This is a genomic window from Bacillus sp. CPT56D-587-MTF (assembly GCF_058792335.1).
In genome coordinates this window covers 3,002,366-3,026,147 of record NZ_JBYTEF010000001.1, presented here as the reverse complement: position 1 = coordinate 3,026,147, position 23,782 = coordinate 3,002,366, and the positions used below count along the sequence as shown (strand labels likewise).

At 34.5% G+C, this 23,782-nt stretch carries 25 protein-coding genes and 2 pseudogenes; 18 read left to right on the top strand and 9 right to left on the bottom strand.

The window, feature by feature from the left end:
- Positions 1–105 precede the first annotated feature (105 nt).
- From AC3WVZ_RS15595 to AC3WVZ_RS15585, 3 genes are all read left to right on the top strand, one after another.
- Positions 106–999 carry a LysR family transcriptional regulator gene (locus tag AC3WVZ_RS15595; protein WP_233935044.1) on the top strand — a complete coding sequence of 298 codons (894 nt, stop codon included), beginning with the start codon at positions 106–108 and terminating at the stop codon, positions 997–999.
- Positions 1,000–1,290: 291 nt separating this feature from the next.
- Positions 1,291–1,803 (top strand): DUF2690 domain-containing protein, encoded by a 513-nt coding sequence (locus AC3WVZ_RS15590; RefSeq protein WP_233935042.1) that lies wholly within the window; start codon positions 1,291–1,293, stop codon positions 1,801–1,803.
- Between the two features lie 17 nt (positions 1,804–1,820).
- Positions 1,821–2,297, top strand: coding sequence for a DUF2690 domain-containing protein (locus AC3WVZ_RS15585; RefSeq protein ID WP_233935041.1), 477 nt, complete (start codon positions 1,821–1,823; stop codon positions 2,295–2,297).
- Positions 2,298–2,409: 112 nt separating this feature from the next.
- On the opposite strand, the gene AC3WVZ_RS15580 is transcribed toward AC3WVZ_RS15585, so the two are convergent.
- Together AC3WVZ_RS15580 and AC3WVZ_RS15575 are read right to left on the bottom strand one after the other, a co-directional pair.
- Complete coding sequence (locus tag AC3WVZ_RS15580) at positions 2,410–2,946, bottom strand: GNAT family N-acetyltransferase (protein ID WP_001235429.1); 537 nt, start codon at positions 2,944–2,946, stop codon at positions 2,410–2,412.
- 227 nt (positions 2,947–3,173) lie between these two features.
- Complete coding sequence (locus AC3WVZ_RS15575; protein ID WP_000902409.1) at positions 3,174–3,662, bottom strand: DinB family protein; 489 nt, start codon at positions 3,660–3,662, stop codon at positions 3,174–3,176.
- Between the two features lie 189 nt (positions 3,663–3,851).
- On the opposite strand from AC3WVZ_RS15575, the gene AC3WVZ_RS15570 reads away from it, so the two are divergent.
- Both AC3WVZ_RS15570 and AC3WVZ_RS15565 read left to right on the top strand, forming a co-directional pair.
- Positions 3,852–4,307: a DinB family protein gene (locus tag AC3WVZ_RS15570; protein WP_001080055.1), complete on the top strand. Its 456-nt coding sequence runs from the start codon at positions 3,852–3,854 to the stop codon at positions 4,305–4,307.
- Between the two features lie 158 nt (positions 4,308–4,465).
- Positions 4,466–5,503: a DUF4003 domain-containing protein gene (locus AC3WVZ_RS15565; RefSeq protein WP_002041575.1), complete on the top strand. Its 1,038-nt coding sequence runs from the start codon at positions 4,466–4,468 to the stop codon at positions 5,501–5,503.
- 128 nt (positions 5,504–5,631) lie between these two features.
- Here AC3WVZ_RS15565 and AC3WVZ_RS15560 read toward each other — a convergent pair whose 3' ends face one another.
- Positions 5,632–6,396 (bottom strand): DUF817 domain-containing protein, encoded by a 765-nt coding sequence (locus AC3WVZ_RS15560; protein ID WP_063245699.1) that lies wholly within the window; start codon positions 6,394–6,396, stop codon positions 5,632–5,634.
- A gap of 275 nt (positions 6,397–6,671) precedes the next feature.
- On the opposite strand from AC3WVZ_RS15560, the gene AC3WVZ_RS15555 reads away from it, so the two are divergent.
- From AC3WVZ_RS15555 to AC3WVZ_RS15535, 5 genes are all read left to right on the top strand, one after another.
- Complete coding sequence (locus tag AC3WVZ_RS15555) at positions 6,672–7,706, top strand: FecCD family ABC transporter permease (RefSeq protein ID WP_088054291.1); 1,035 nt, start codon at positions 6,672–6,674, stop codon at positions 7,704–7,706.
- Positions 7,707–8,723, top strand: a complete 1,017-nt coding sequence (locus AC3WVZ_RS15550; protein WP_142408332.1) for a FecCD family ABC transporter permease — start codon at positions 7,707–7,709, stop codon at positions 8,721–8,723. It begins immediately after the preceding gene.
- Between the two features lie 21 nt (positions 8,724–8,744).
- The gene (locus tag AC3WVZ_RS15545) at positions 8,745–9,653 is read left to right on the top strand and encodes an iron-hydroxamate ABC transporter substrate-binding protein (RefSeq protein WP_000728218.1); all 909 of its coding nucleotides are present in this window, start codon (positions 8,745–8,747) and stop codon (positions 9,651–9,653) included.
- Between the two features lie 216 nt (positions 9,654–9,869).
- Positions 9,870–10,421, top strand: a complete 552-nt coding sequence (locus tag AC3WVZ_RS15540) for a GNAT family N-acetyltransferase (protein ID WP_000178507.1) — start codon at positions 9,870–9,872, stop codon at positions 10,419–10,421.
- 99 nt (positions 10,422–10,520) lie between these two features.
- A complete protein-coding gene (locus AC3WVZ_RS15535) occupies positions 10,521–10,748 on the top strand; it encodes a coiled-coil domain-containing protein (RefSeq protein ID WP_001047304.1) in 228 nt (75 codons plus the stop codon).
- Positions 10,749–10,819: 71 nt separating this feature from the next.
- Here AC3WVZ_RS15535 and AC3WVZ_RS15530 read toward each other — a convergent pair whose 3' ends face one another.
- Positions 10,820–12,145, bottom strand: a complete 1,326-nt coding sequence (locus AC3WVZ_RS15530) for an ArsB/NhaD family transporter (protein WP_000437988.1) — start codon at positions 12,143–12,145, stop codon at positions 10,820–10,822.
- A 262-nt stretch (positions 12,146–12,407) separates the two neighbouring features.
- Here AC3WVZ_RS15530 and AC3WVZ_RS15525 point away from each other — a divergent pair, with 262 nt between their 5' ends.
- Positions 12,408–12,758 carry a YojF family protein gene (locus AC3WVZ_RS15525; RefSeq protein ID WP_000407045.1) on the top strand — a complete coding sequence of 117 codons (351 nt, stop codon included), beginning with the start codon at positions 12,408–12,410 and terminating at the stop codon, positions 12,756–12,758.
- A gap of 15 nt (positions 12,759–12,773) precedes the next feature.
- The gene (gene bshB2, locus AC3WVZ_RS15520) at positions 12,774–13,436 is read left to right on the top strand and encodes a bacillithiol biosynthesis deacetylase BshB2 (RefSeq protein ID WP_000439483.1); all 663 of its coding nucleotides are present in this window, start codon (positions 12,774–12,776) and stop codon (positions 13,434–13,436) included.
- 112 nt (positions 13,437–13,548) lie between these two features.
- Here the strand turns inward: bshB2 and AC3WVZ_RS15515 are convergent, their stop codons facing one another.
- Complete coding sequence (locus tag AC3WVZ_RS15515) at positions 13,549–14,292, bottom strand: SDR family NAD(P)-dependent oxidoreductase (protein ID WP_000768018.1); 744 nt, start codon at positions 14,290–14,292, stop codon at positions 13,549–13,551.
- A gap of 699 nt (positions 14,293–14,991) precedes the next feature.
- Between AC3WVZ_RS15515 and AC3WVZ_RS15510 the strand changes: the two genes are divergently transcribed.
- Both AC3WVZ_RS15510 and AC3WVZ_RS15505 read left to right on the top strand, forming a co-directional pair.
- The gene (locus tag AC3WVZ_RS15510; RefSeq protein WP_000865005.1) at positions 14,992–15,270 is read left to right on the top strand and encodes a hypothetical protein; all 279 of its coding nucleotides are present in this window, start codon (positions 14,992–14,994) and stop codon (positions 15,268–15,270) included.
- A 310-nt stretch (positions 15,271–15,580) separates the two neighbouring features.
- Positions 15,581–15,805: a hemolysin XhlA family protein gene (locus AC3WVZ_RS15505; RefSeq protein ID WP_000390461.1), complete on the top strand. Its 225-nt coding sequence runs from the start codon at positions 15,581–15,583 to the stop codon at positions 15,803–15,805.
- Between the two features lie 43 nt (positions 15,806–15,848).
- Here AC3WVZ_RS15505 and AC3WVZ_RS15500 read toward each other — a convergent pair.
- Positions 15,849–16,004, bottom strand: a pseudogene (locus AC3WVZ_RS15500) (DUF5823 family protein); the annotation flags it as partial.
- Between the two features lie 320 nt (positions 16,005–16,324).
- On the opposite strand from AC3WVZ_RS15500, the gene AC3WVZ_RS15495 reads away from it, so the two are divergent.
- From AC3WVZ_RS15495 to aiiA, 4 genes and pseudogenes are all read left to right on the top strand, one after another.
- The gene (locus tag AC3WVZ_RS15495; RefSeq protein ID WP_063220844.1) at positions 16,325–17,524 is read left to right on the top strand and encodes a multidrug effflux MFS transporter; all 1,200 of its coding nucleotides are present in this window, start codon (positions 16,325–16,327) and stop codon (positions 17,522–17,524) included.
- A gap of 142 nt (positions 17,525–17,666) precedes the next feature.
- Positions 17,667–19,036 (top strand): annotated as a pseudogene (locus tag AC3WVZ_RS15490) (IS1182-like element ISBth7 family transposase); the annotation flags it as partial.
- 617 nt (positions 19,037–19,653) lie between these two features.
- The gene (locus AC3WVZ_RS15485; RefSeq protein ID WP_001284404.1) at positions 19,654–21,045 is read left to right on the top strand and encodes an amino acid permease; all 1,392 of its coding nucleotides are present in this window, start codon (positions 19,654–19,656) and stop codon (positions 21,043–21,045) included.
- Positions 21,046–21,446: 401 nt separating this feature from the next.
- Complete coding sequence (aiiA, locus tag AC3WVZ_RS15480; RefSeq protein ID WP_000216574.1) at positions 21,447–22,199, top strand: quorum-quenching N-acyl homoserine lactonase AiiA; 753 nt, start codon at positions 21,447–21,449, stop codon at positions 22,197–22,199.
- Between the two features lie 40 nt (positions 22,200–22,239).
- Here aiiA and AC3WVZ_RS15475 read toward each other — a convergent pair whose 3' ends face one another.
- From AC3WVZ_RS15475 to AC3WVZ_RS15465, 3 genes are all read right to left on the bottom strand, one after another.
- Complete coding sequence (locus tag AC3WVZ_RS15475) at positions 22,240–22,734, bottom strand: hypothetical protein (RefSeq protein WP_000901700.1); 495 nt, start codon at positions 22,732–22,734, stop codon at positions 22,240–22,242.
- A gap of 89 nt (positions 22,735–22,823) precedes the next feature.
- A complete protein-coding gene (locus AC3WVZ_RS15470; protein WP_000965811.1) occupies positions 22,824–23,288 on the bottom strand; it encodes a DMT family transporter in 465 nt (154 codons plus the stop codon).
- A gap of 13 nt (positions 23,289–23,301) precedes the next feature.
- Positions 23,302–23,748: a DMT family transporter gene (locus tag AC3WVZ_RS15465; RefSeq protein ID WP_002039063.1), complete on the bottom strand. Its 447-nt coding sequence runs from the start codon at positions 23,746–23,748 to the stop codon at positions 23,302–23,304.
- Positions 23,749–23,782 lie beyond the last annotated feature (34 nt).

Genomic DNA, 23,782 nt, shown 5'->3' with positions numbered 1-23,782 from the left:
TATTGTTTATAGATGTTCTTTATCATACGATACAAATATCAATAGACAAAGAGGATTATTTCGATGGAATCAATCGGAAATATCGATTGAAAAGAGGGATGATAAATGGAAATAAAACAGTTAATTACATTTAAAGTAGCGGCACATACTTTGAACTTTACACAAACTGCGAAGAAATTAAACTTTGCCCAATCGAGCGTTACAGCACAAATTAAAACATTAGAGGCTGAGCTCGGTACACCACTATTTGAGAGATTAGGGAAACGTCTTTTCTTAACTGAAGCAGGTAGGAAGTTTCAACTATATGCCGACAAGATGATTGCACTCAGTAACGAAGCGAAAATGGCTGTGAAAGATGATGAAGAAATAGCAGGTACGTTAATAATTGGTGCACAAGAAAGTCAATGTACATACAGACTGCCTTCTATATTAAAGAGGTTTAAAATACAATTCCCAAAAATAAAACTTATATTTAAACCAGCACATTCCAATAAAGATGCGAAGGAACAATTGATGGAGGGAAAAGTAGATCTTGCATTTATTTTGGATGAGTGTAAAACAGAAGATGTTTTACATGTGGAACCGCTTATGAAAGAAGAATTAAAAGTAGTAGCTGCTCCTACACATCGTTTACTTGAACAGACTACTGCTTCTATAAAAGATTTAGAGAGTGAAACACTGTTACTAACAGAATTAGGCTGCTCGTATCGGACTTTATTTGAAGAGCTATTTCGCGGGGAAGGTGTATATCCAGCAAATAAAATTGAATTTGTGAGTGTTGAAGCAATTAAACAATGTGTTATTGCAGATTTAGGTATAGCCATTTTACCAGCGATAGTAGTAGAAAAAGATATACGGGAAGGGACGTTAAAGGAGTTAATGTTAAACGAAACAATATCTCCAATTTATACACAAATTGCTTGGCATAAAGACAAATGGATGACAGTGCCACTGCAGCAATTTATTGATGTAACGAGGGAGTTCTTTACAACGGATTAAGTGGAGAAATATTTATTTTATAAAAAGAAAAAATGGCAATTTTTTATAAAGAACTGATGCTTGCATGTAACAAGTATCGGTTCTTTTATGTTTGAAATAAAGGATGTCTTCAAATGTGTATTTCTCAACTTTTTTTCTTAAAAGGATAAGTAAATTTCTTTGTATATTCCAATAATCGTAAGGGAATTTACAACTTTTATTCGTTTCTGTAAGATGCCTCTAGGCAGCATGAAAGGAGGGGCGTACATAGGGGATAGATAAACGTACTTATTTTGAGGGAGGAGATTTACAATGTTTAAAAAGCTAATGAAAGTATGTGTGTTAAGTGCAGCGAGTGTAGGGGTATTATTTAGTTTCCAAGGAAGTACATTTGCAGCTACTGATTTAAGCAGTTATTATGACGGGAAAAATCCAGCAACAACGAAAGTATACGGGGGAAGTACGACGTGTGATGCAGATGGATTTAATGCAAAATCTACAGCTGTATATGAAGGTAGTAAAAAAGTAGGGACAGTGTATTTACGTTACAGTAATAAATGTCATGCAGCGTGGTCTAAGCTTGTTTTAGATCAACCAGCTCCTTCTGTTTCTGGAGGGGGATATGCTTACGCTGTTATTAATAAATATAAAAATGGTGTATTCCAAAAATCAGTAGACTCTAATAGTGGCAATAGGGCAATTAAAACAGGACAAACGAGTACGTATACAGGAATGGTGTTTGATTTAACTGCTGATTTTGGTTATACAGCTGATGCCGAAGCGGTGACGATTAATAATGGTTACGGGAAAACAGCACGTTATTAATAAAGGAGTGAAATTCTATGAAGTTTTTTAAAAAGGTAAGCGCATGTCTTTGTCTGGCATTGCTCATCGTAACTAGTGTTTTTAGTACGACGAATAATGATAAAGCATTTGCAGAAGACCATTCATATGATGGGAAAAGTCCTTACTACAATAGCTGTGATCAATCAGCAGTAACGAAAGAAAAGAAGTGGATTGATTCAAATTCTTATGTGGAATTAAAATTTAGCAAGACGTGTAAAACAGCGTGGGCAAAAGTTACTGTAACTCGCCTGGCAGTTTATAATAATGAAGCTGATGCAAGGATTGTTAGAAAAACAGATGGAAAGGCATACACTTGCGGAAGTGCTGGAGGAAATGGTGTTGTAAATAAAGGGCAAACATCATGCTATACGCCAATGGTATATGATTTAGATCCAAGAAAGGCGCAAGCGCAGGGGAAACATGCAATTCCGAATAGTGATGCATATAATTATGCGGAGACTATTTGGTATTAATACGATTATACATGTTTTAAGAGCTGTTATTTGATATAAAAATGAAAGAGCCTTACTGCATTTTATTGTGGTAAGGTTCTTTAAATTTGTTTAATAGATTAAGTGCATCCATTTACAAAGGTCTCTCTATATAATCGCTTTTAAGTATGGCCATACTAATTTCATCTGAGTATGTATCGTTATAAAATAAAGATTGACGTAAGGTTCCTTCTTTTACAAAACCAACTTTTTCATAAGCTTTAATTCCGCGTAAATTATGGCTAAATACTTCTAACTGTAAACGATTTAATGATAGTTGTTCAAAAACAAATCTTAAAACTATTTTAATAGCTTCCGTTCCATAGCCTTGTCCTGTTAATGCTATTGAAAGCATTGATATTCTGAATCCTGCTCTTTTGTTCTCCTCATCGATATCTAAAATCGACAACTCTCCAATCATCTTGTCAGTACTTTGTAAACAAATAGCGAAATCATAGCGACTTGAATCATTATTTATATGATCTATATGTTTCGTAATTTGCTCCAATGAAAAAGTGGACTTAGTTCCAGTCATATATCTTATTTCATCATCCATTGTACTTTCTAATATAATAGGAGCATCTAGTTGACAAAGAGGCCTTAAATAAATTCTCTCGCTCTCTAATCTCATTATAATTTTCTCCTTTAGTTAGTAATTGAATGTATAAATACTTAACTTTCTTCAATGAGTTACATAAAAAATATGAATCTTAATTCGATGTTACATGAATTTTATAATGGCATGGTATACCTAAAACAAATAATAAATGTTTTATACACAACAAAATGTATCAACGAGTTTTTTAATCATACTATTATTCTTGCTGCTCATTCCGCTTTTAAATGAACACGAATGTATTAACTAAGGTCTGTATCAGGAGGAGTATATCCAAGGTGACGAGCCATAGATACAATTTGTCCTTTATGGTGAAATTCATGCGTCTCCGTATGAGTTAAAAGCCATAGCGGAGTTGTGCTCCAAGGTTCTTTTTGCCATTTCACTTCATTTGCTATATTTTCGAGCCAACGGTCATTGTATTCATCTAAAAAATGTTGTACAGTCTCATCTACTAACTTAAATCTAGCGCGAACTTTTTCCACATTTGCATGCTCAATTTCGTAATCGCTAGCAAATGAAAAATCTGCTCTTTTTTGCTTGAATGCGAATGATCCAAGCCAGTATCGATAGCAATCGGCTACATGAATATGAGTTTTTATAATGCTACCGCTTCCGAAATTAGAAACTGTGCTATGTAATTTTTCTACTGGGATTTCTTCCAAAAACGAAAATAGAGTTTCTCTTGTAGAGCTAATAAGATTATATTGTTGTTTTAAAATATGTAACATGCAAGTACACTCCTCTTTTATTAACATAGTAAGTAATTCTATATTTACGAGGAGTGAACCTTTTTATTATTTTTAATAAGCATATATGTATTTCTTATTTGTTTCTGATAGATTAAACAAGGTGAAACTTTAATAAGTTGAACATTCTTAGTTCATAATAAATTGTACATCAAGAAGGGGAACGATAAAATGAATAGAATAGTGGGTTTAAAACAATTTGAAATAACGCGCGGGGCGTTACTTAAATTTATGGAAACGTTAGATGATAAAACTGTGGATACGCAGCCAGAGGGTTTTAACAATACAATTCGTTGGCATATCGGTCACGTGTTAACAGCAGCAGAGACTTTCATGTTCGGAAGAGAATTTAAACAATTGCCAACTGAATATCCAGGTATGTTTGGATATGGATCAAGACCATCTAAATGGACGACAGAAGGACCATCGTTAGAAGTGTTAACGGCTCAATTAAAAGAACAAGCAAAACGTATTAACGAAATTCCAGCAGAAGCATTTGAAAATAAACTGCCAGAGCCATTCCTAGGATTGGAAACAGTAGGGGAGCTTTACGGTATGATGCTTTATCATGAAGCTGATCATATTGGGCAAATGAAGGCGATGGAACGTATTATTAAAGCTCTTTAGTCTTAATTGCATATAACAAGCAATACAGTTGTAATGTTAAATAATATATACAAAAAAGGTAGATAAATTATTATCTACCTTTTTTGTATAACTTCTTGAAGGATTAGAGAATTTTATAATTTTTTATGTTGTGATTATTAATTATAGTATTCCTAAATATGGAATATACGTATAATAATAGAGAAGAACTAGAAATAGGGGTGAATACTATGATTACATTAGAGCAAAAGTTGGAGCAATATAAACATACATATGTACAGTTAAAGGGAGAACTAAAATGGAAAACGAGTGATTCTCGAACAGGAATGATGATTGCTGCTATGTATGCAGGTAGTGATAAATTGTTTGATCTCGGACGTTTTTTAGAAATTAGTAGCTATATTAAGAATCAGGTAGGGATGTTTTCATACTTAAAGTCTTATCATCGTTTTGTAGTGGCCGCAACATTAGATATTCACTTTACAGATTACAAGGAAGCTTTTCGGAAGTTTTTAGATTTATATGAACAATTGGTCACTGGTGGCTTTAGCCGGAGTATATTTACTTATCTCGCAGCAGCTGTGCTTTTAACAGAAGAAAATGAACAGCATGGCGCGCACATTCAGCGTTCGATGCAAGTATATAAACGCATGAAAAAGGATCACCTCTTTCTTACAAGTACAAATGATTATCCGCTCGCAGTTTTATTAGCAGGACAATCAGAGCATGTAGAAACACTTATGGACCGAGTGGAACGTCTTTATCAGAAACTAGCGACAGCTGGTTTGCGTAAAGGGAATGATCTTCAATTTTTGAGTCATATTCTTTCACTAAAGAAGGATGTCAGGGAAGAACTATTAGTTGCAAAATGTACAAATATATGGAATTTGTTAAAGCAAGAAAAGGTAAAAGTAAAACAGATGCATTACCCAGCTATCGGGCTACTAGCGTTACTCGAGGACGGAGAAAAAGAGATTCATTCTATTCGAGCATTTATTGAAAAATTGCAGGGGGATAAATTGTTCCGTTGGCATACAGATACAACTATTCTTATTGCTATTCAACTGTTCGTAAGTCAGAAAGGTGAGGAAAGTAAAGCTACTAACACAGGTTTACAAACAATGATAGAAGTCCTCATACAAGCACAACAGGCAGCCATGATGGCAACGATTGCCGCTTCATCTGTAGCAACATCTTCTGCTAGTAGCAGTTCATAATGTGTAATTGCTTATACTCTTGTAAATTATAACTCCCTTGATAAGGACGGTTTAAAAAATATTACTAAAAACAGTTAGCTCATCACTCTCTAATGAGTGATGGGCTAACTGTTTTTACATAATTAGCATTATCTTTTTGATTCCTTCAAATGTTTGAGCTGCGTGACAATCATAATGCTAATAACAACGAGTAAAAACCATGAACTAATTTTGCTTAAGTGAACGAGATTCCATGCTTCCCGTTGATTTGGATATTGCCATGCTCCGAAAAATGTTGCGATGTTCTCTGCAATCCAAATGAAGAAACCGATAAGGAAAAAGGAGAGAACGAGTGGTATTTTATATGTAACGCCTCGTAATGAAAATTCCACAAATGTCCGAAAGAAAACGATGAATAGAAGTAAAGTTAAGAACCATCTAAAATCGTATAGAAAATGATGCGTGAAAAAATTGAAGTAAATCATTGCTCCTAATGGCACGGTAAAAATAGCTTTCGGCCAATAATGCATTTGTAAATGCAACCTTCTCCACGCTTGGCATATGTAACTTGCGACACTCGCGTACATAAAGCCGCTGTAAAGCGGAACTCCAAAAATCTTTGAATACGCCTCTTCAGGATAACTCCATGAACCGAAATGAACTTTATATATTTCTAGTAAAAGGCCGATGAGGTGAAAGACAGTAATTACTTTTAATTCGTCTTTCGTCTCAAGTCCAGTCTTGTACATAATCCACTGCATAAGAAGACATGCGATGAGTATGAAATCATAGCGATATAACCCTGGAATAGAAACGATTTTTGAAAGGGCTAGTGTTAAGAAAATAATGACTGGGAATAAGCAAGATAATGCTTGCTCGTAAGTGAAGTGTAGTAGTTGTTTTATATAGAACATTGTGTCACCTTCGGGATTTTTATTAGAAAAATCAAAATAATTAATAAGTATACTACAATTTAAAAAATAATCCAGTAGTCTATTTTGCATGTATTTGTAAGTTTTAGAAGGGAATTGTAATGAGTATTTTAATATTTAGCGAAGTGAAAAAATAGTTTGCTATTTAAAAAAAGTGGGGATATAATATCTAAATGAAAATGATAATTATTATCAATAATAATTATAAATAAAAAATAATTATAAAAAACAACTGAATATAAAGGATGAAATGAAACATGTTACATAAGTCTACTGTACATGCTGGTAATAACCGCTGGATACATATTAAGTTCATATGTTTCATGAGCTTAACAATTTTATGTTTAATTGGATCTATATTTTTAGCCATTTCATTTGGTGCAAAAGATATTCATTTACAAACGGTGTGGGCAGCGATTTTGAATTACGATCCGAAATTAACGCAGCACCAAATTATTTATGAATTAAGGCTCCCGAGAGTAATTGGTGCAGCAGTTGTAGGGGCAGCTTTTGCGGTTGCTGGTGCTGTTATGCAAGGTATAACACGAAATCCTTTAGCTGATGCAGGTGTACTCGGAATAAATGCAGGTGCGATGTTTGTAGTAGCACTTAGTTTTGCTTTTTTTCCGCATATGCCGTATTCCTATTTAATGATTGTTTCCTTTATTGGAGCAGTCTTAAGCACAGTACTTATTTTTGTTATTGGATCAGCAACATCAGGCGGGTTAACACCAATGAGGTTAACGATTGCTGGAGCGGTTATGGCAGCGCTTTTACATTCATTAAGTTCAGGTGTTGCGATTTATTATGATTTAAGCCAAGATTTAGCGTTTTGGTATGCTGGTGGTGTTGCAGGGGTTAAGTGGGAACACTTGAAATTTTTAGTTCCTATTATTCTTATAACGATTATTTTCGCGACAATGCTAGGGAAATCTATTTCACTCATATCAATGGGGGATGATGTTGCTACAAATTTAGGAGTGAAAACGAACCGAACGAGAATACTAGGGATGATTATAGTAGTTATTCTGGCAGGTGTTTCTGTTTCAACTGTTGGTTCTATTGGATTTGTGGGACTAGTTATCCCGCACATTGCTAGAAAATTAGTTGGTGTGAATTATAGACTCATTATTCCTATGTCAGCATTATTAGGAGCTATGTTATTAGTTGTAGCTGATTTAGGGGCAAGAACAGTAAATCCTCCTAAGGAACTTGCGATAGGGATTATGGTAGCTCTTGTTGGAGTTCCGTTCTTTCTCTATATAGCACGTAAAGTTGGGAGGGAGTTATAAGTGAAAGATCTTTTTAACACGGATAAAAAGAGAGCTATTACTGTAACTACAATCTTCGGATGTATAAGTATCGCTGTAATTTTAATTAGTTTAAATACAGGGACACTGAGTATAGCGCCACTTAGAGTAATTGAAACACTTTTGGGTTATGGTAATTTTGAGAGTGCAACCGTGCTATATGATTATCGTATGCCAAGAATAATAATCACGATGTTAGCCGGTATTGGTCTTGGTATTTCCGGTGCGATTTTGCAAGGGTTATCACGTAATGCACTTGCAGATCCTGGTATTTTAGGGTTGCATTCAGGTGCATCTTTCGGTCTTATCGTATTTGTTACTCTCTTTCATTCTATTAATGAGAGTGCATCCATTTTAATACCGTTATTTACATTTGGCGGAGGAGTATTAGCTGCATTTCTTATTATTTTACTTGCGAGTGATCGGTCAAAAGGTTTACTTCCCATTAGACTTATTCTCGTCGGTATTGCAGTTTCAGCTGGCTTTAGTGCAATTTCGCTATTTTTCTCTCTCAAGTTAAATGATGAGACGTATACATTCGCTTCTAGATGGCTAGTTGGTAACGTGTGGGGAAGGGATTGGATTCATGTCCTTGCATTATTACCTTGGATTTTCATACTAACCCCTTATGCGTGGCTAAAATCTAAAACGTTAAATGCATTGTCACTAGGTGATAGTGTAGCAGCAGGACTTGGTGTTTCTGTTCAAAAAGAACGGTTATTACTTTTAGCTACAGCGGTTGGATTATCTTGCACAAGTGTATCGATGGCAGGAGGAATTGGTTTTATCGGTTTAGTTGCTCCGCATATCGCAAGGAAGTTAGTAGGTACTACATATCAACACTTTCTTCCTTTAGCTGGCATTATCGGAATGATTATTTTAGTGCTAGCAGATACGATAGGTCGTTCTATATTTGAGCCAAACTCTATTCCAGCTGGTATAGTAGTGGCAACTTTAGGAGCACCGTATTTTCTTTATTTACTTACAAAAACAAAATAAATACTTCAAAGAGGAGAACATATGAAAAAGAAACTTACTATTTTATTTAGCATGATGTGTATTTTAGTATTAGCAGCATGTGGTCAAACGAAAGCTAATGAAGAGGCAACGAAAAAAACGGAAAAAAGTAATGACCCAAAAATTGCTTCAATGTCTATTCATTTAACGAATGATTTACTTGCATTAGGAATTACACCAGTAGGTTCTGTTATTGGTGGAGATTTAAAAGATTTCTTACCGCACGCTAAAGAGAAGTTGAAAGATACGAAGAAGCTTGGTGTTGTAACAGATCCGAATATGGAAGCGTTACTTCAATTAAAGCCAACTGACATTTATGTTGATGAAAAATATGCTGGTAAAGATGTAGCGAAATACGAAAAAATTGCAAAAACACATTCTTTCAATTTAGATGAAGGTACGTGGAGAGAGCATTTAAAACAAGTTGGTAAACTTGTAAACCGTGAGAAAGAAGCAGATAAATATATTCAAGATTACGAAGAGCAATCAAAACGAGTAAAAGGTTTAATAGATAAAGAGCTAGGTAATAACGAAAAAGTAATGGCAATTCGCGTTACTGCAAAAGAATTGCGTGTATTTAGTACGAAAAGACCGATGGGACCAATTTTATTCCAAGACCTAGGGTTACAACCTGCAAATGGTGTAGAGAAAATTGATGGAAACCGTCCTTTCGAAGTCATTTCACAAGAAGTATTACCTGACTTTGATGCAGATGCTATTTTCGTTGTTGTAAACAGAGACGATAAAGCAAAAGCTGCATTTAAACAACTTCAAGAAACACCAATCTGGAAAGACTTAAAAGCAGTTAAAGGCAAGCACGTATACATTATCAATGATCAACCATGGCTTGACTATTCTGCTTTAGGAAACAAAATGGCAATGGATGAAGCGGAGAAAATGTTTACGAAATAATATCGATTCGTCGTTAGGAAGATCCTCTAAATTTAGAGGGTCTTTTTTTATTGTTAGAATAAATGAAAAATTATACAATGAATTTAATTTAACGTAGAGGAGATGTGCCAATGTCAGCGCTTATTGTAAGTATCCCGTTTATAAAGCAGTTTATGGAACAAGGGGATAAATAGGCTAAAATAAGTATCCCCGTTATTAAAAAAGGGGGAGTTTGAAATGACAATGAATCTTTTTCGAAATAAAACGATTAAATTATCAGCTATGAGAGAAACAGATGCTGAAGTAATGGCTATGTGGCAAGAAGATAGTGAGTATTTAAGAAATGTTGATACAGATGTAGCATTCCCGCAATCTTTAAATGAAATAGCAAGTGATGGGTTATTAAAAGGACGAAGATCGAATAGTGTTTCTTTCATGGTAAGGACAGTTCAAGAAGATGGCTTAATTGGTTTTGTGGCGATTCATGGTATAGAGTGGAATAACAGAACAGGTTTATTAGCCATTGGTATAGGAGATGCGAATGATAGAGGAAAAGGATATGGGAAAGAAGCAATACATCTTATTTTAAAGTATGCTTTCTATGAATTGAATTTACACCGCGTCGGTCTGGATGTGATTTCTTATAATAAAGCAGCCATTGCGTTGTATAAAAAGATAGGTTTTCAGATGGAAGGGTGTATGAGAGAAGCGGTTCAAAGAGATGGGAAGTGTTTTGATCGTATCATTATGGGGATATTGCGGGATGAATGGATAGGGTTGCAAGATTAGCGAATACATTCAATATTATATATGTAGTATGCAGGAGATATAATGATAATTAGCGAAAATTTACAGTGAACTGATTGAATTTATAAGGAGTTATGTAAAATGAATTTAGAAAAAGCAAAACCAGTAAATGAAGAGGTCGCTGAATTAAAGGAACTAATTAAAGAGTTACACGGAAGTGTACATCAACTGCAAAGCGAAGTGCAGCAACTAAGGCACGAAAGACCAGTTGTTGAAGTGAGAAAAGGTGTTCAATTATCACCAACAATTGTTGGACAAATTGGTGGTATGATTTTAGGTGGGTTAGCAATTATCGGTATATTTTGGTGATGAAAAAAGGTTTGCAGCACGATGCTGCAAACCTTTTGGATTTGACGATATAATTTCATGCAATACAACTTTTACATTAAATAACGTAAATATATATAAGCATGTGATAACAAGAGTGCAACAATAGTTAATGGTAAACCAATTTTTAAGAAGTCCATATAAGAGAAAGCATGTCCTTCACGTTTTGCAATACCAGCAACGACTACGTTTGCAGATGCTCCGATTAGCGTTCCATTTCCTCCTAAGCAAGCTCCAAGAGATAACGCCCACCATAGTACTTCGATTTGCGGAGAATCGACAGATAGTCCGAGTCCTGTAGCTAAGTCTTGAATAAGAGGAATCATCGTAGCGACAAAAGGGATGTTGTCGATTGTCGCAGATGCGATGCCAGATACCCATAAAATAAGTATAGCTGCGAATCCGATGTCACCGTTTGTTACGCCGATTACTTCTTTTGCAAGTGAAGAGATAAGTCCGATATCAATTAACCCGCCAACGAGAACGAATAGTCCGGCGAAGAAGAAAATGGTTACCCATTCAACGTGGGCAAATACATCTTCAATATCATGTTCTTTCACGCCGATTAACATAAGAAGTGTAGCGCCTGTCATCGCTATAACGGCAGCGTCTACATGAATAATCGAATGAAGTACGAAGCCTAAAATAGTTAGTCCTAAAATCGAAATAGATTTTAAAAGGAGGCTTTGATCCTTAATATAATCTTTTTCATTTAATGCCATTAGTTTTTCGATTTGTTCAGGTGTTGTTTTTAGTTTGTTACGGTACATGAAGTAAATAATGCCAAGTGTCACAATAGAAATAATAATTACGATTGGAGCTAAGTTAAGTAAAAAGGCGTTAAAGTCTAAATGCTTGTTTGCTGATCCAATCATAATATTAGGTGGATCACCGATTAATGTTGCTGTTCCGCCTATATTTGAAAACAGCACTTCTGAAATCAAATAAGGCACAGGATTTACTTTTAAAATACGTGTAATGGATAATGTAACAGGAACGATTAATAAAACAGTCGTTACATTGTCCAAAAATGCTGATCCGACAGCAGTTAATAGGGATAGTAATAATAAAATGCGAATCGGTTTTCCGCCAGCTGCTTTTGCCGCTTTAATGGCCACAAATTCAAAGACGCCTGATTGACTCGTAATATGTACGAGAATCATCATCCCAATTAAAAGGGTAATCGTTTCCCATTGAATATGTGATGTGAAAGCAGTATGTAAATCTACAACTCCAAAAATAATCATAATAGCAGCACCGAATAGTGCGATTACAGCACGATTCAATTTCTCAGAAATAATAAATCCGTACGTGATTAAAAATACGGCAATTGCAAAATAATATTGCCAATTTGCTACTTCATGTGCTGACTGTTCCAATCATGTCACCTTCTTTAAATTATGTATTCAATTGTCGAAATGTATCTCGCTGCAATAATACGGGATAAAATATATTGTAGCAAATTCAAAAAAGAAAGAAAACTATTTAACAAAGTGAAGGAAAAAATGTATTTTTTACATATCATATAAAAAATATAAAAAACACAGTGCAAATTATTAGGAAAAGTGAGCGTTGTCCTCTAATATAGAGATAGCAATTTACATTATTTTTGCGTAAAATGGTTTAAAGAGGTGAATTCCGATGGAAATAGTAAAAGATAGTTCTCTTATTCAAAATGAAATTGAACGTTTTGTAAATAAAGATGTATATATTCATTTAGAAACGACAAACGGAGCGTATGCATCACACATAAATGAAAAGATGATGACAGTTGGTGCTTTCATTCGAAATGCGATTATCCGTTTTGAACGCGGGAAGATAACTGGAACAAATCCATACCGAGTTGGTCTGAAAATGGATCACGGTTGGGTATATGCTGAAGGTATTACGCACTGGGAAGTAGACGATCAAGAGCGTTTATTATTAGCTGGACATGATAATTTAGGTCGTCTAGCAGTTGCACTTGAGTTAAGCTTAACACCATTTAAGTAAGAAGGAGGGAAACTTATGGAGAGACATGTACTTGTTGTATTTCCGCATCCAGATGATGAAGCATATGCTGCGGGAGGAACAATTCGCTTATTAACAGATCAAGGAGTACCTGTAACATATGCATGTGGTACTCTAGGACAAATGGGACGTAACATGGGTAAGAACGTATTCGCTAACCGTGAAACGATTCCACATATCCGTAAGAAAGAATTGAAAGATGCTTGTGAAGCGATGGGTATTAAAGATTTAAGAATGCTTGGCTTCCATGATAAAACGTTAGAATTTGAAGATGTTGATTTCGTTGCTGACAAAATTGAAGCAATCATTCAAGAAGTAAATCCATCTCGAATTATTACATTTTATCCAGAGCACGGTGTACATCCAGATCATAATGCATTTGGCCGCGCTGTCGTTCGCGCTGTATCACGTATGCCAAAAGAAGAGCGCCCAGTTATTCATGCTGTTGCGATTACGAAAAATCGTGAAGCAGTATTAGGAGAACCGGATGTTGTAAATAACATTAGTGAAGTATTTGATCATAAATTAACTGCATTAGGTGCGCACCGTTCACAAACAGAAGCAATGCTTGAAGACACGCATGCAAAAATAAAAAACAAAGATGCAGCAACATTAAAATGGCTGCAACTTGAACAGTTTTGGACTTATAAATGGGAGTAGGCTAGAAGGATATCTTCTAGTTGCTCTTACATAGAAAAAGCGCCGTCACTTGTGATGGCGCTTTTTCTTGTTGAAGACTATATATTTTTTAGGGTGCTTCAAAATTTTTAAATTAACGTGCAGTATAGCCTCCATCAACAAGAAGTGTTGTGCCGTTAACAAAACTAGCATCATCACTTGCTAAAAATAAGACAGCTTTAGCGACTTCTTCTGGTGTTCCAAGTCTGCCTTGTGGATGAAGTGAAGCTAAATATTCTTTCTGTTGAGGATTAACACTACCTAGTAAAGGGGTGTCAATATAACCAGGGCACACCGCGTTAATACGTATTCCATATTTAGCGTAGGCAGTACATAAATTTTGAGTTAATAGTTTCACACCACCTTTTGCAGAGGAGTATGCTGTTGGTGTAGGTAATGAAACAAAACTATGAATCGAACCAGCGTTAACGATGACACCACCTGTACCTTGTTTAAGAAATTGTTCAATCGAATATTTATCAGAAAGGAATACCCCAGACAAATTAATATCAATAGTTCTTTTCCACTTTTCATAGGATAATTCGTTTGCCGGTGCATCATCAGCAACGCCGGCATTGGCATACATAATATCTAATTTACCGTATGTACTTACTGTCTCATGAATTAGCTGTTTAATATCTGCCTCTTTTGTTACATCGGTTTTAATAAATAACGTATTATATCCATGTGCATTCAATTCATCTGATAGTTCTTTTCCACGTTCAGAAAAGTCAGCAATAACTACTTTTGCACCTTCTTCGATAAAAAGACGAACAGTAGATTCGCCAATTCCACTTGCACCACCAGTTATGATTGCTACTTTGTCTTTTAATTTCATATAAACCTCTCCATTCATTAATGAATTTAAGTCGAATTTTTAAATCTTGTTACTAAACTATTAACCTTAAATAGTAAGTAGATAGAAGAAAAAAGCTCGCGTTTACTTAATCGTGAGAGTGCTATTTTTTCTTTAGTGTACTTTTTGATACAGTTATGGACGAAAATATTAATTTGGTCAATTTTATCATTAGATTGAATATTTGGTAAAGAGCTCTCGAACAGAGCGAGTAAGGATGTTGAAAAAGTAAAATAAACATTCAGTATTATTTGTAGGGTAAGGAACAAAGGGGAGAGATGCATAACGAAAACTACTACTCTAGTTAAATAGGAAAAAGCCTTGCAGGGGGGCAAGGCTTTAAACAGGGTATTAAAAATGATTGATTTATTAAGAATAACTTCTTCTTGTGAATAAACTAATTTTAGCATAATAACTCATATATATGTGTTACGAATTTGTGAATAAAAACTCAATGATAAAAGTATGAGTGAAAGGAAATAATGTATTTGAAATATGCATTATTACACAAAGTTAAGTTGAAATAGGGGATTTGTATATGTAATTTCTTTTTGCATTTAATTCTTTAGAACTGATTTTTAATAATGTATATGAGAAGCGTATATTTTGAATTATTTAATGGAATAATATATATTTATATTGATTTAATGATTTTAGTTTGTTAAAAATGGGGAAATCGATATGAAGGTTAAATTTGCCGTAATAAAAGATGAGAATTTTGATTGTAGTTTATTGGAAACAAAATTATTGAAAACTTTTAAAGAAGTAGATTGTGAAGCAGATATTGTAAAGGTTGAGGATGAAATTTTTGAAAACAATGATATACAAACGTATTTATCAGAAATAACCATTCATGTTACTGGAAAAAATATTGGATATAGATCCGTTTCAGCCAGTATATTTATTGTTCTAGAGAGTTTATCAATACAGCTATTTCGTATTCATATTAGTATACTTTAAGCAGTTCAAAAAGTGGCTTCTTCAGAAAATCATACTGATTATATGGAGTTGTAAATATGAAAACAATAGAAATTATCGTAGGTGCTCCCGAATGTTGGATTGCACCTTGTTTGTTGTTAAATAAACAAGGGATTCCTTTTTTAATTTATCTTAACGCTGATTTATATAGAAGATAGGAAACATATGAATAATTCAATTAGATTGTACAAATAATTTGGTACGCGGATGTACGCAATGTATTCACAGGTAAGAGGGTTGTCTCATAATATATATAGATTTTTCTATTAAGATGAACAGAGGGTGTGAATATATGGAAGATGTTTACGCTAAAATTGACAGTCTCAAGGCGGAGCAAAAAGAAATTATGAGAGACATTCGTGCTTTAGAAACGCGTACTACTATTAATGAGAAAGATATAGCAACAATCAATAAGCAATTAGAAAAAATAAGTACAAACACTACTTGGATTTTGCGAATTATTATTAGTGCGATAATAATGTCAGTTTTAGGATTGATATTAAAAGGGATGATTTAAAAGAAAGAGGGGAGCTCCCTCTTTCTTTTATGTAAATGAGAAGCTATAAATTTTCCGTTTCCTTTTCATCTGCATACTTATCCTCTAAGGAAATTAATAGAGGGATTGATATAGTTACAAGAATGATTAAAGTAGTTATAAAAGATCTAGAAAGAGAAAAAGAACCTTCAATTAAAGGTGATAAAAACTTGAATGAAAGGCTAGTCTATCGTTTAATAATTAAACTTAAGAATTCAAACTATTTCTAATTATTCCATAAAAAGGTGACTGCATCAAGTTATCTTTTTAACAATCCTCCAAGGCCGAGCACTAGTAAAAGAAACGTAGTATGTAATATAATTGAAAAAGTATATTTAAAAATCGATGTTAATATTACCCTCCTATAAGTATTAACATACGTAATTGAGGTGTTTTCTTTGTTGTTTTATGAACGGATTTCTATAATGGCCCCTCCTGTTCCGTAGCTAAGGAAAGTCTTTTTATTTCTGAGATTTTCAAAGTTATAGGAGGGTATGAAAAATGAAAAAAGTCTCAGTACCATCACTTTTGTTAATGATTGTTCTTGTCGCATTTCCGCAAATTAGTGAAACGATTTACACACCGTCTTTACCAGACATTTCAAAGGCGTTACATGTAAGTAATAATGAGGTGCAGTTAACACTTAGTGTGTATTTTGCTGGTTTTGCGTTAGGTGTATTTTTTATTGGGTGGTTATCAGATATAATGGGGCGTCGCCGGGCGATGTTACTTGGAATTGTCGTATATGGCGCTGGGAGTTTCTTATGCTATATTGCAAGTTCCATTGAAGTTTTATTGATAAGTCGTTTTATTCAAGCGTTTGGAGCAAGTGCAGGATCCGTGGTTACACAAACGATTCTTCGGGAAAGTGTAGAAGGGCATAAGCGGCATGTTATGTTTGCTCAAATCTCGGCAGTCATTGCTTTTACACCAGCGATAGGACCGTTAATTGGTGGCTTTCTTGATCAAATGTTTGGATTTAAAATAGTATTTTTAAGTTTAGTAGTTATGAGTATCGGTATTTTTCTGTATACGTTTGTTTCTCTCCCTGAAACAAAAACGATCTCAGTAACGAATAAAATAAATGTATTTTCAGTCTCGAAGAGGTTAATTACAAATCCGAAAGTGGTAACATATGGGCTGTTAATTGGAGGAGCAAATGGTGTTTTATTTAGCTATTATGCAGAAGCGCCGTTTATCTTTATTGAATATTTTCAATTATCGCCTAGTATGTATGGATTTCTAGGAATTGTTGTTGCATCTGCTTCTATTGTTGGAGCGAAAATTTCAAAACGTTTACTTGCTACTTATAAACCAGAGAAAATTATATATATCGGTTGTCTCGTAATGACAGGGGGAGCTATCCTTTTATCTGTTATTACGTTTATTGGATTAAATCCGAATGTAATATATATGGTTGTATTTTTAATAGCAATGTTTATATTGTTATTAGGGATTGGAGTAGCGTTACCTAACTGTTTAAGTTTAGCGTTAGTAGATTTTCAAGATGTCATTGGTACAGCAGGTGCATTGTTTAGTTTAGGGTACTATGTAATTGTAACGATGACAATTTTGGGAATGAGTCAGCTGCATACAGGCTCGTTACTAGTGATGCCACTTTATTTTCTGGTTATTGTAGTTATAATGGCAGTGTTTACTAGGGTATTTATCTTTGGTAAGCAAACTTCGAAATCGATTTAAATATGAAATTGTAAAAGAGTCTCATTTTTTAATGAGACTCTTTTCAGGCTGTGGAGAAAGTCTTCTCCACAGCCTGTTTTTGTGTCTGAACCTCTTTTTATGTGTCAACACTGATAAAAAAGAGGAAAAGGAGAGATTTTTTATGATGGGTGCTTTAAAAAATCATCGTGATGAGCGTGTATCTGTTTCTGTAGAAGAGTTGGTTCCACAAGATCATTTCCTTCGTGCAATTGAAGCGACAATTAGTTTTGATTTTATTGAAGAGAAGTTACGCCCTTATTACTGTGAAAACAATGGACGCCCGTCCATTCATCCTATTGTTTTATTTAAGATGATGTTTATTGGATATTTTTACGGTATTCGTTCTGAGCGTCAATTGGAAAAGGAAATTAAAACGAATATTGCCTACCGTTGGTTTTTAGGGTTTTCTCTATCGGATACTATTCCGGATCACTCTACAATCAGTTGGAATCGTCGTACTCGTTTTATTCATACAAATATTTTCGAAGAAATTTTTGATGAGATTGTGAGACAAGCGACGGAGCACCGGATGGTAGGAGGACGTGCACTGATGACAGATTCTACACATATTAAGGCCAATGCCAATAAAAATAAATTTGTACATAAATATAAAAAAGAAAAAGCAAAGTTTTATATAGACGAGCTAGAAGCTGCGGTAATCGAAGATCGTGAGGTACATGGAAAAAAGAATTAAAACCTAGAAAGGAAAGTGATACCCCTACCAAAAAAACTCGTATAAGTACAACGGATCCAGATAGTGGATTTTTAATGAGAGATGGAAAACCAAATGGTTTTCATTTCTTGGATCATCGTACGACTGATGCGAAGTACAATATTATTACAGATACCTATGTAACGGCTGGAAATATGGCAGATTCCGAGCCGTATTTAGCACGCCTCCAAGCTCAGATTGATAAATTCGACTTCAAAGTAGAAGCTGTTGCCCTTGATGCTGGCTATTTTACAGGATATATCTGTAAGAAACTATCAGAACGGAATATATTTATGGTGATGGGGTATCGCCGATTTGGAAAACGGAATAAAGAAGTACCGAAAAGCCAATTTAAATATGTAGAAGAAATGAATGTTTTCGCTTGTCCGATGGGATATATTCTAGAATATGTAACAACTGATCGTGAAGGATACCGTCAATACAAATCGAATCCAGAAGACTGCGCTGTTTGTCCGTTACGTGAGGTGTGCTTTTCAAAGAAACAAAAACAAAAAGTTATCACTCATCATGTGTGGGAGAAATATAAGGATATTGCTAGAAAAAACAAGCTAACAGCTACAGGGAAAAGGTTGTATAAAGTACGCTGTTCCACTATAGAGCGAAGCTTTGCAGACGCCAAAGAACTACATGGCTACCGCTATGCCCGGTTTCGAGGGCTGAAGTCTGTCCAAATGCAAGCTTATCTCACCGCAGCTTGTCAAAACATGAAAAAAATAGCCCTCCACCTGACCAAAAAGGGTCAGGTGGAGGGCTATTTTTTAAAATTCTATTATTTTATGTTGTTTTTATTCGCTAAAATCAAAAAAGATTCCAGAGTGTTGGGAACCCTAAAGGGTTTCCCAACACTCTGAAAAGAGTCTCATTTTTTAATGAGACTCTTTTATATTTTGGCTGGGGTAAAGAAGTTAGTAGTTTATTAATATATTAAATTTCTCATTGGTATATAAATCGAATGTGTGGGGAATTACGTTATCAACTATAAAGGTTGAAGTATTTGAGATATGAAACCGAGGAAGAAATACTCTCCTCGGTTATTTATATTGTAATAATATACATGCCGGAATCATATTGAATAGATGTATTTTATTGTTAATTTAGTTAAAAATTAATCAGACTTATGTATAATAATTTATTGAAAAAATAATTGAATTTTTCAGATTAATGAATTAATATAAGGTAAGTAATTTTAAGATTTATAGAATATTGGAAGATGAAAGGTTTTGAGAATTTTATTAGGAGCACAAAACGATTTTAGGATAGCTTTAAAGCTAGTGTAAAATGACGTTTGCTTCATCATTTTCAGGGCCGAAAGGAATTAGGGGAAAGCATCTTGTGTTAAAATGCGGCTATGAATCATCTAAGAGGGGGAAGTGAAGTGGCAAACAAAGAATTGAAAAGAGGTTTAGAAGCACGTCATATTCAAATGATTGCTTTAGGCGGAACGATTGGTGTTGGTTTGTTTATGGGGTCAGCCAGCACAATTAAATGGACAGGTCCGTCAGTAATGCTTGCTTATGCCATTGCAGGTATTTTTATCTTCTTCATCATGCGTGCCATGGGAGAAATGTTGTATATGGAGCCAAGTACAGGCTCATTTGCGACGTTCGGTCATAAGTATATTCACCCGTTAGCTGGTTATATGACAGCGTGGAGTAACTGGTTCCAGTGGGTTATCGTTGGGATGTCAGAAATTATCGCGGTTGGAGCATATATGCAATATTGGTTCCCGGATTTACCAGCTTGGATACCAGGTATAATCGCAATGGTTATTCTTGGTGCAGCTAACTTAATTTCAGTTAAGTCATTTGGTGAATTTGAATTTTGGTTCGCGATGATTAAAATCGTTACGATTCTATTAATGATTATTGCGGGATTTGGCCTTATTTTCTTTGGAATTGGTAACGGCGGAGAAGCGATTGGCATATCTAATCTTTGGTCAAATGGCGGTTTCTTTACAGGTGGTTTTTCAGGATTCTTCTTTGCATTATCACTTGTAGTTGGGGCGTATCAAGGTGTGGAATTAATCGGAATTACTGCTGGTGAAGCGAAGGATCCAAAGAAGACACTTACAAGAGCGATTCAAAGTACAATTTGGCGTATTTTAATTTTCTACATCGGTGCTATTTTCGTTATTGTAACTGTGTATCCGTGGGATCAATTAAGTACAATTGGTAGCCCGTTCGTAGCGACTTTTGCGAAAGTTGGTATTACGGCAGCAGCTGGACTTATTAACTTTGTTGTTATTACAGCAGCAATGTCTGGTTGTAATAGTGGTATTTATAGTGCTGGTCGTATGCTTTATACGTTAGGTGTAAATGGACAAGCACCGAAATATTTTACGAAACTTTCTGGAAATGGTGTACCTTTATTTGGTACAGTTGGCGTAATTATCGGTCTGGCGGTTGGTGTTGTTTTAAGTTACATCGCACCGAAAAACTTATTCGTATATGTATATAGTGCGAGTGTACTTCCTGGTATGGTACCATGGTTTGTCATTTTAATTAGTCAAATTAATTTTAGAAAAGAAAAGGGAGCAGAGATGAAAGATCATCCATTCAAAATGCCATTTGCTCCTGTAACAAACTATTTAACGATTGCCTTTTTAATTATGGTATTAATCGGAATGTGGTTTAACGATGATACTCGTATTTCATTAGTTGTAGGTATTATTTTCTTAGCTATCGTTACAATTAGTTTCTATGCTTTCGGAATAGGAAAGCGAGCTCCGTTAGACGTTCAAAATAATAAAGAGATTTCAAGTAAATAAAGAAAAGGCTGTTCATCTGGAACAGCCTTTTCTTATTGTTGCTATTTGTCGATAAATCGATATACCTTGACGAATCGTTGATATAATTTGATTTATGATAGATATATTTGAAAAATCGTTGATATATTGTACGTTATGATAGATATATTCGAAAAATCGTTAATATAGTTTCACATACTATCTGTCACTATCATGATTAAAATCTCTCTAATACGATTTTCCCAATGGTGTGCCCGCTTTCAAGTAGTGCATGTGCTTTCTTTAAGTTTTCAGCGTTAATCGGTGTTAATGTTTCATTTTTATGTAAGCTGTACTGATAGTCTAGAAGGAATTTATTTCTAAAAAGAAGAATTTTTTACTGTATTACTTTATCCCAAACTAAATGTAAAGGTGGATACATAATGACAGTAAAGAAACTTTATTTCATCCCAGCAGGTCGTTGTATGTTGGATCATTCTTCTGTTAATGGTACACTCGCGCCGGGGAATTTATTGAACTTACCTGTATGGTGTTATCTTTTGGAGACAGAAGAGGGGCCTATTTTAGTAGATACAGGTATGCCAGAAAGTGCAGTTAATAATGAAGGGCTTTTTAACGGTACATTTGTTGAAGGACAGATTTTACCGAAAATGACTGAAGAAGATAGAATCGTGAATATATTAAAGCGTGTAGGGTATGAGCCGGACGACCTTTTATATATTATTAGTTCTCACTTACATTTTGATCATGCAGGAGGAAACGGTGCTTTTACAAATACACCGATTATTGTGCAGCGAACGGAATATGAGGCAGCACTTCATAGAGAAGAATATATGAAAGAATGTATATTACCGCATTTGAACTACAAAATTATTGAAGGGGATTATGAAGTGGTACCAGGTGTTCAATTATTGTATACGCCAGGTCATTCTCCAGGCCATCAGTCGTTATTCATTGAGACGGAGCAATCCGGTTCAGTTTTATTAACAATTGATGCATCGTACACGAAAGAGAATTTTGAAGATGAAGTGCCGTTCGCAGGATTTGATCCAGAATTAGCTTTATCTTCAATTAAACGTTTAAAAGGAGTTGTGGCGAAAGAGAAACCAATTGTTTTCTTTGGTCATGATATAGAGCAGGAAAAGGGTTGTAGAGTGTTCCCTGAGTATATATAGTGCAAAAAGTCATGAGTTCGCGTGCTCATGACTTTTTCGTTTAAATAATTTTTTTAAATAAATTATAAACTTTTTTTGAACTATCTTCGTTTAACTGATAGTACGTAAGTTTTACATCATCAGGAGTATCTTGCTGAGCAATCATCACTTCGCTGCTGTGATGATCAACTACCCATATGAAATATTTTTTATAAGTTCCATCCTCGAAAGTAATCCACATATCACAATCTATTAAGTCTGATCCTTCTTCATCTAATGTTAATTTACCTTTTTTTGCGGTATTCATACTGTTAATAAACGTTTTTAATTCATCTGTTTTTGTGAGAAAGATATCCTGTTTTGTTTTAATTGATTCGACATGTATATCTTTTATTTCCTGTTTACCTAAAAAAACAGGGGGCTCATTTGGATCTCGCGAGCTTGAAATAATAGTAGCTTTCTTTTTCGGCTTATTTGCAGTATAGAGATCTTGAATAGATTTTCCCGAGTTTATAAACCATGCAATTCCAGAAATAATTAATACGCTACCTAGCAATAAAATAATTTTTTTAATAGGATTTTCTCCTCTCTATTACTTCGTGTGAAGAGCTTTTCTATTAATATATGATAGGTAAGCGTAAAGTATTATAGTTGAACTTGGTTATGCTTCACAGTTTTTATCGGGCGATCTATGAGTAAATTGTAAGTGAGCCCAATTAATACGAAAATGCCACCGATAACTTTACCAATTGAGAGTTCATTTGTCAGGAAGAAATCAATAATAGTTCCCGCAAATAATTGTCCGATAAAGATGAGTAATGTTAAATAAAAGGCTGATATTTTAGGAGTAATATAGTTGGATAATGAAATAACGATAACTCCTACTAATCCGCCTAAGTATACGGCGATAGGAATAGATTGCAACTTATGAATAGGGATATACAATGAATCTGAACTGAAAATTAAAAATAACATAGAGAAAAATAATCCAGTAATATAATTGAAAAACGTGCCTTCCCAGTTTCCAATTTCCTTTGCTAAATTCGCGTTAATAATTCTAGCAACAACGATAGAAACACCAGCTAAAATAGCGATCGTAATATATAACATTTTCTTGCCCCCATTAATAAATTGTCATGATTATAATTCCAGAAGAGATGAAACATAATCCAATTAGTTTTTTCTTTTCAAACTTTGCAACTTTCATTCCTAATAAGCCGAAATGATCAATAACGATGGAAGCAATAGATTGACCGAGTAAACTTAATGCGATCGTAATAGAAGCACCAAGGACGGAAAAACTTATATTGTTAAAAAGAACAGTGAATACTCCAATCGCTCCAGCGCTATATAAAAAAAGTGGAATACTTTTATCGAAACGAATTTTATTTTTGTTTATGATTAAAATGAAGATAACTGCAATTAAACCGACAAGGTGAATGACCACGCTTGCTGTGTACTTGCCAATTAACTCAGATAAAATTCCATTCAATGGAAGCATAACGGCGATGAGCACACCAATAAAGACAGAAAGAAAGTTATACAATGTAATATCCCCTTTGTATTTCATATTTGTAATGACTGTATCATGCTGAAATTGTGTA

Coding starts and splice junctions, on each gene's coding strand:
- AC3WVZ_RS15595 (WP_233935044.1), top strand. CDS start 106: ATGGAAATAAAACAGTTAATTACATTTAAAGTAGCGGCACATACTTTG.
- AC3WVZ_RS15590 (WP_233935042.1), top strand. CDS start 1,291: ATGTTTAAAAAGCTAATGAAAGTATGTGTGTTAAGTGCAGCGAGTGTA.
- AC3WVZ_RS15585 (WP_233935041.1), top strand. CDS start 1,821: ATGAAGTTTTTTAAAAAGGTAAGCGCATGTCTTTGTCTGGCATTGCTC.
- AC3WVZ_RS15580 (WP_001235429.1), bottom strand. CDS start 2,946: ATGAGATTAGAGAGCGAGAGAATTTATTTAAGGCCTCTTTGTCAACTA.
- AC3WVZ_RS15575 (WP_000902409.1), bottom strand. CDS start 3,662: ATGTTACATATTTTAAAACAACAATATAATCTTATTAGCTCTACAAGA.
- AC3WVZ_RS15570 (WP_001080055.1), top strand. CDS start 3,852: ATGAATAGAATAGTGGGTTTAAAACAATTTGAAATAACGCGCGGGGCG.
- AC3WVZ_RS15565 (WP_002041575.1), top strand. CDS start 4,466: ATGGAATATACGTATAATAATAGAGAAGAACTAGAAATAGGGGTGAAT.
- AC3WVZ_RS15560 (WP_063245699.1), bottom strand. CDS start 6,396: ATGTTCTATATAAAACAACTACTACACTTCACTTACGAGCAAGCATTA.
- AC3WVZ_RS15555 (WP_088054291.1), top strand. CDS start 6,672: ATGTTACATAAGTCTACTGTACATGCTGGTAATAACCGCTGGATACAT.
- AC3WVZ_RS15545 (WP_000728218.1), top strand. CDS start 8,745: ATGAAAAAGAAACTTACTATTTTATTTAGCATGATGTGTATTTTAGTA.
- AC3WVZ_RS15540 (WP_000178507.1), top strand. CDS start 9,870: ATGACAATGAATCTTTTTCGAAATAAAACGATTAAATTATCAGCTATG.
- AC3WVZ_RS15535 (WP_001047304.1), top strand. CDS start 10,521: ATGAATTTAGAAAAAGCAAAACCAGTAAATGAAGAGGTCGCTGAATTA.
- AC3WVZ_RS15525 (WP_000407045.1), top strand. CDS start 12,408: ATGGAAATAGTAAAAGATAGTTCTCTTATTCAAAATGAAATTGAACGT.
- bshB2 (WP_000439483.1), top strand. CDS start 12,774: ATGGAGAGACATGTACTTGTTGTATTTCCGCATCCAGATGATGAAGCA.
- AC3WVZ_RS15515 (WP_000768018.1), bottom strand. CDS start 14,292: ATGAAATTAAAAGACAAAGTAGCAATCATAACTGGTGGTGCAAGTGGA.
- AC3WVZ_RS15510 (WP_000865005.1), top strand. CDS start 14,992: ATGAAGGTTAAATTTGCCGTAATAAAAGATGAGAATTTTGATTGTAGT.
- AC3WVZ_RS15505 (WP_000390461.1), top strand. CDS start 15,581: ATGGAAGATGTTTACGCTAAAATTGACAGTCTCAAGGCGGAGCAAAAA.
- AC3WVZ_RS15495 (WP_063220844.1), top strand. CDS start 16,325: ATGAAAAAAGTCTCAGTACCATCACTTTTGTTAATGATTGTTCTTGTC.
- aiiA (WP_000216574.1), top strand. CDS start 21,447: ATGACAGTAAAGAAACTTTATTTCATCCCAGCAGGTCGTTGTATGTTG.
- AC3WVZ_RS15470 (WP_000965811.1), bottom strand. CDS start 23,288: ATGTTATATATTACGATCGCTATTTTAGCTGGTGTTTCTATCGTTGTT.
- AC3WVZ_RS15465 (WP_002039063.1), bottom strand. CDS start 23,748: ATGAAATACAAAGGGGATATTACATTGTATAACTTTCTTTCTGTCTTT.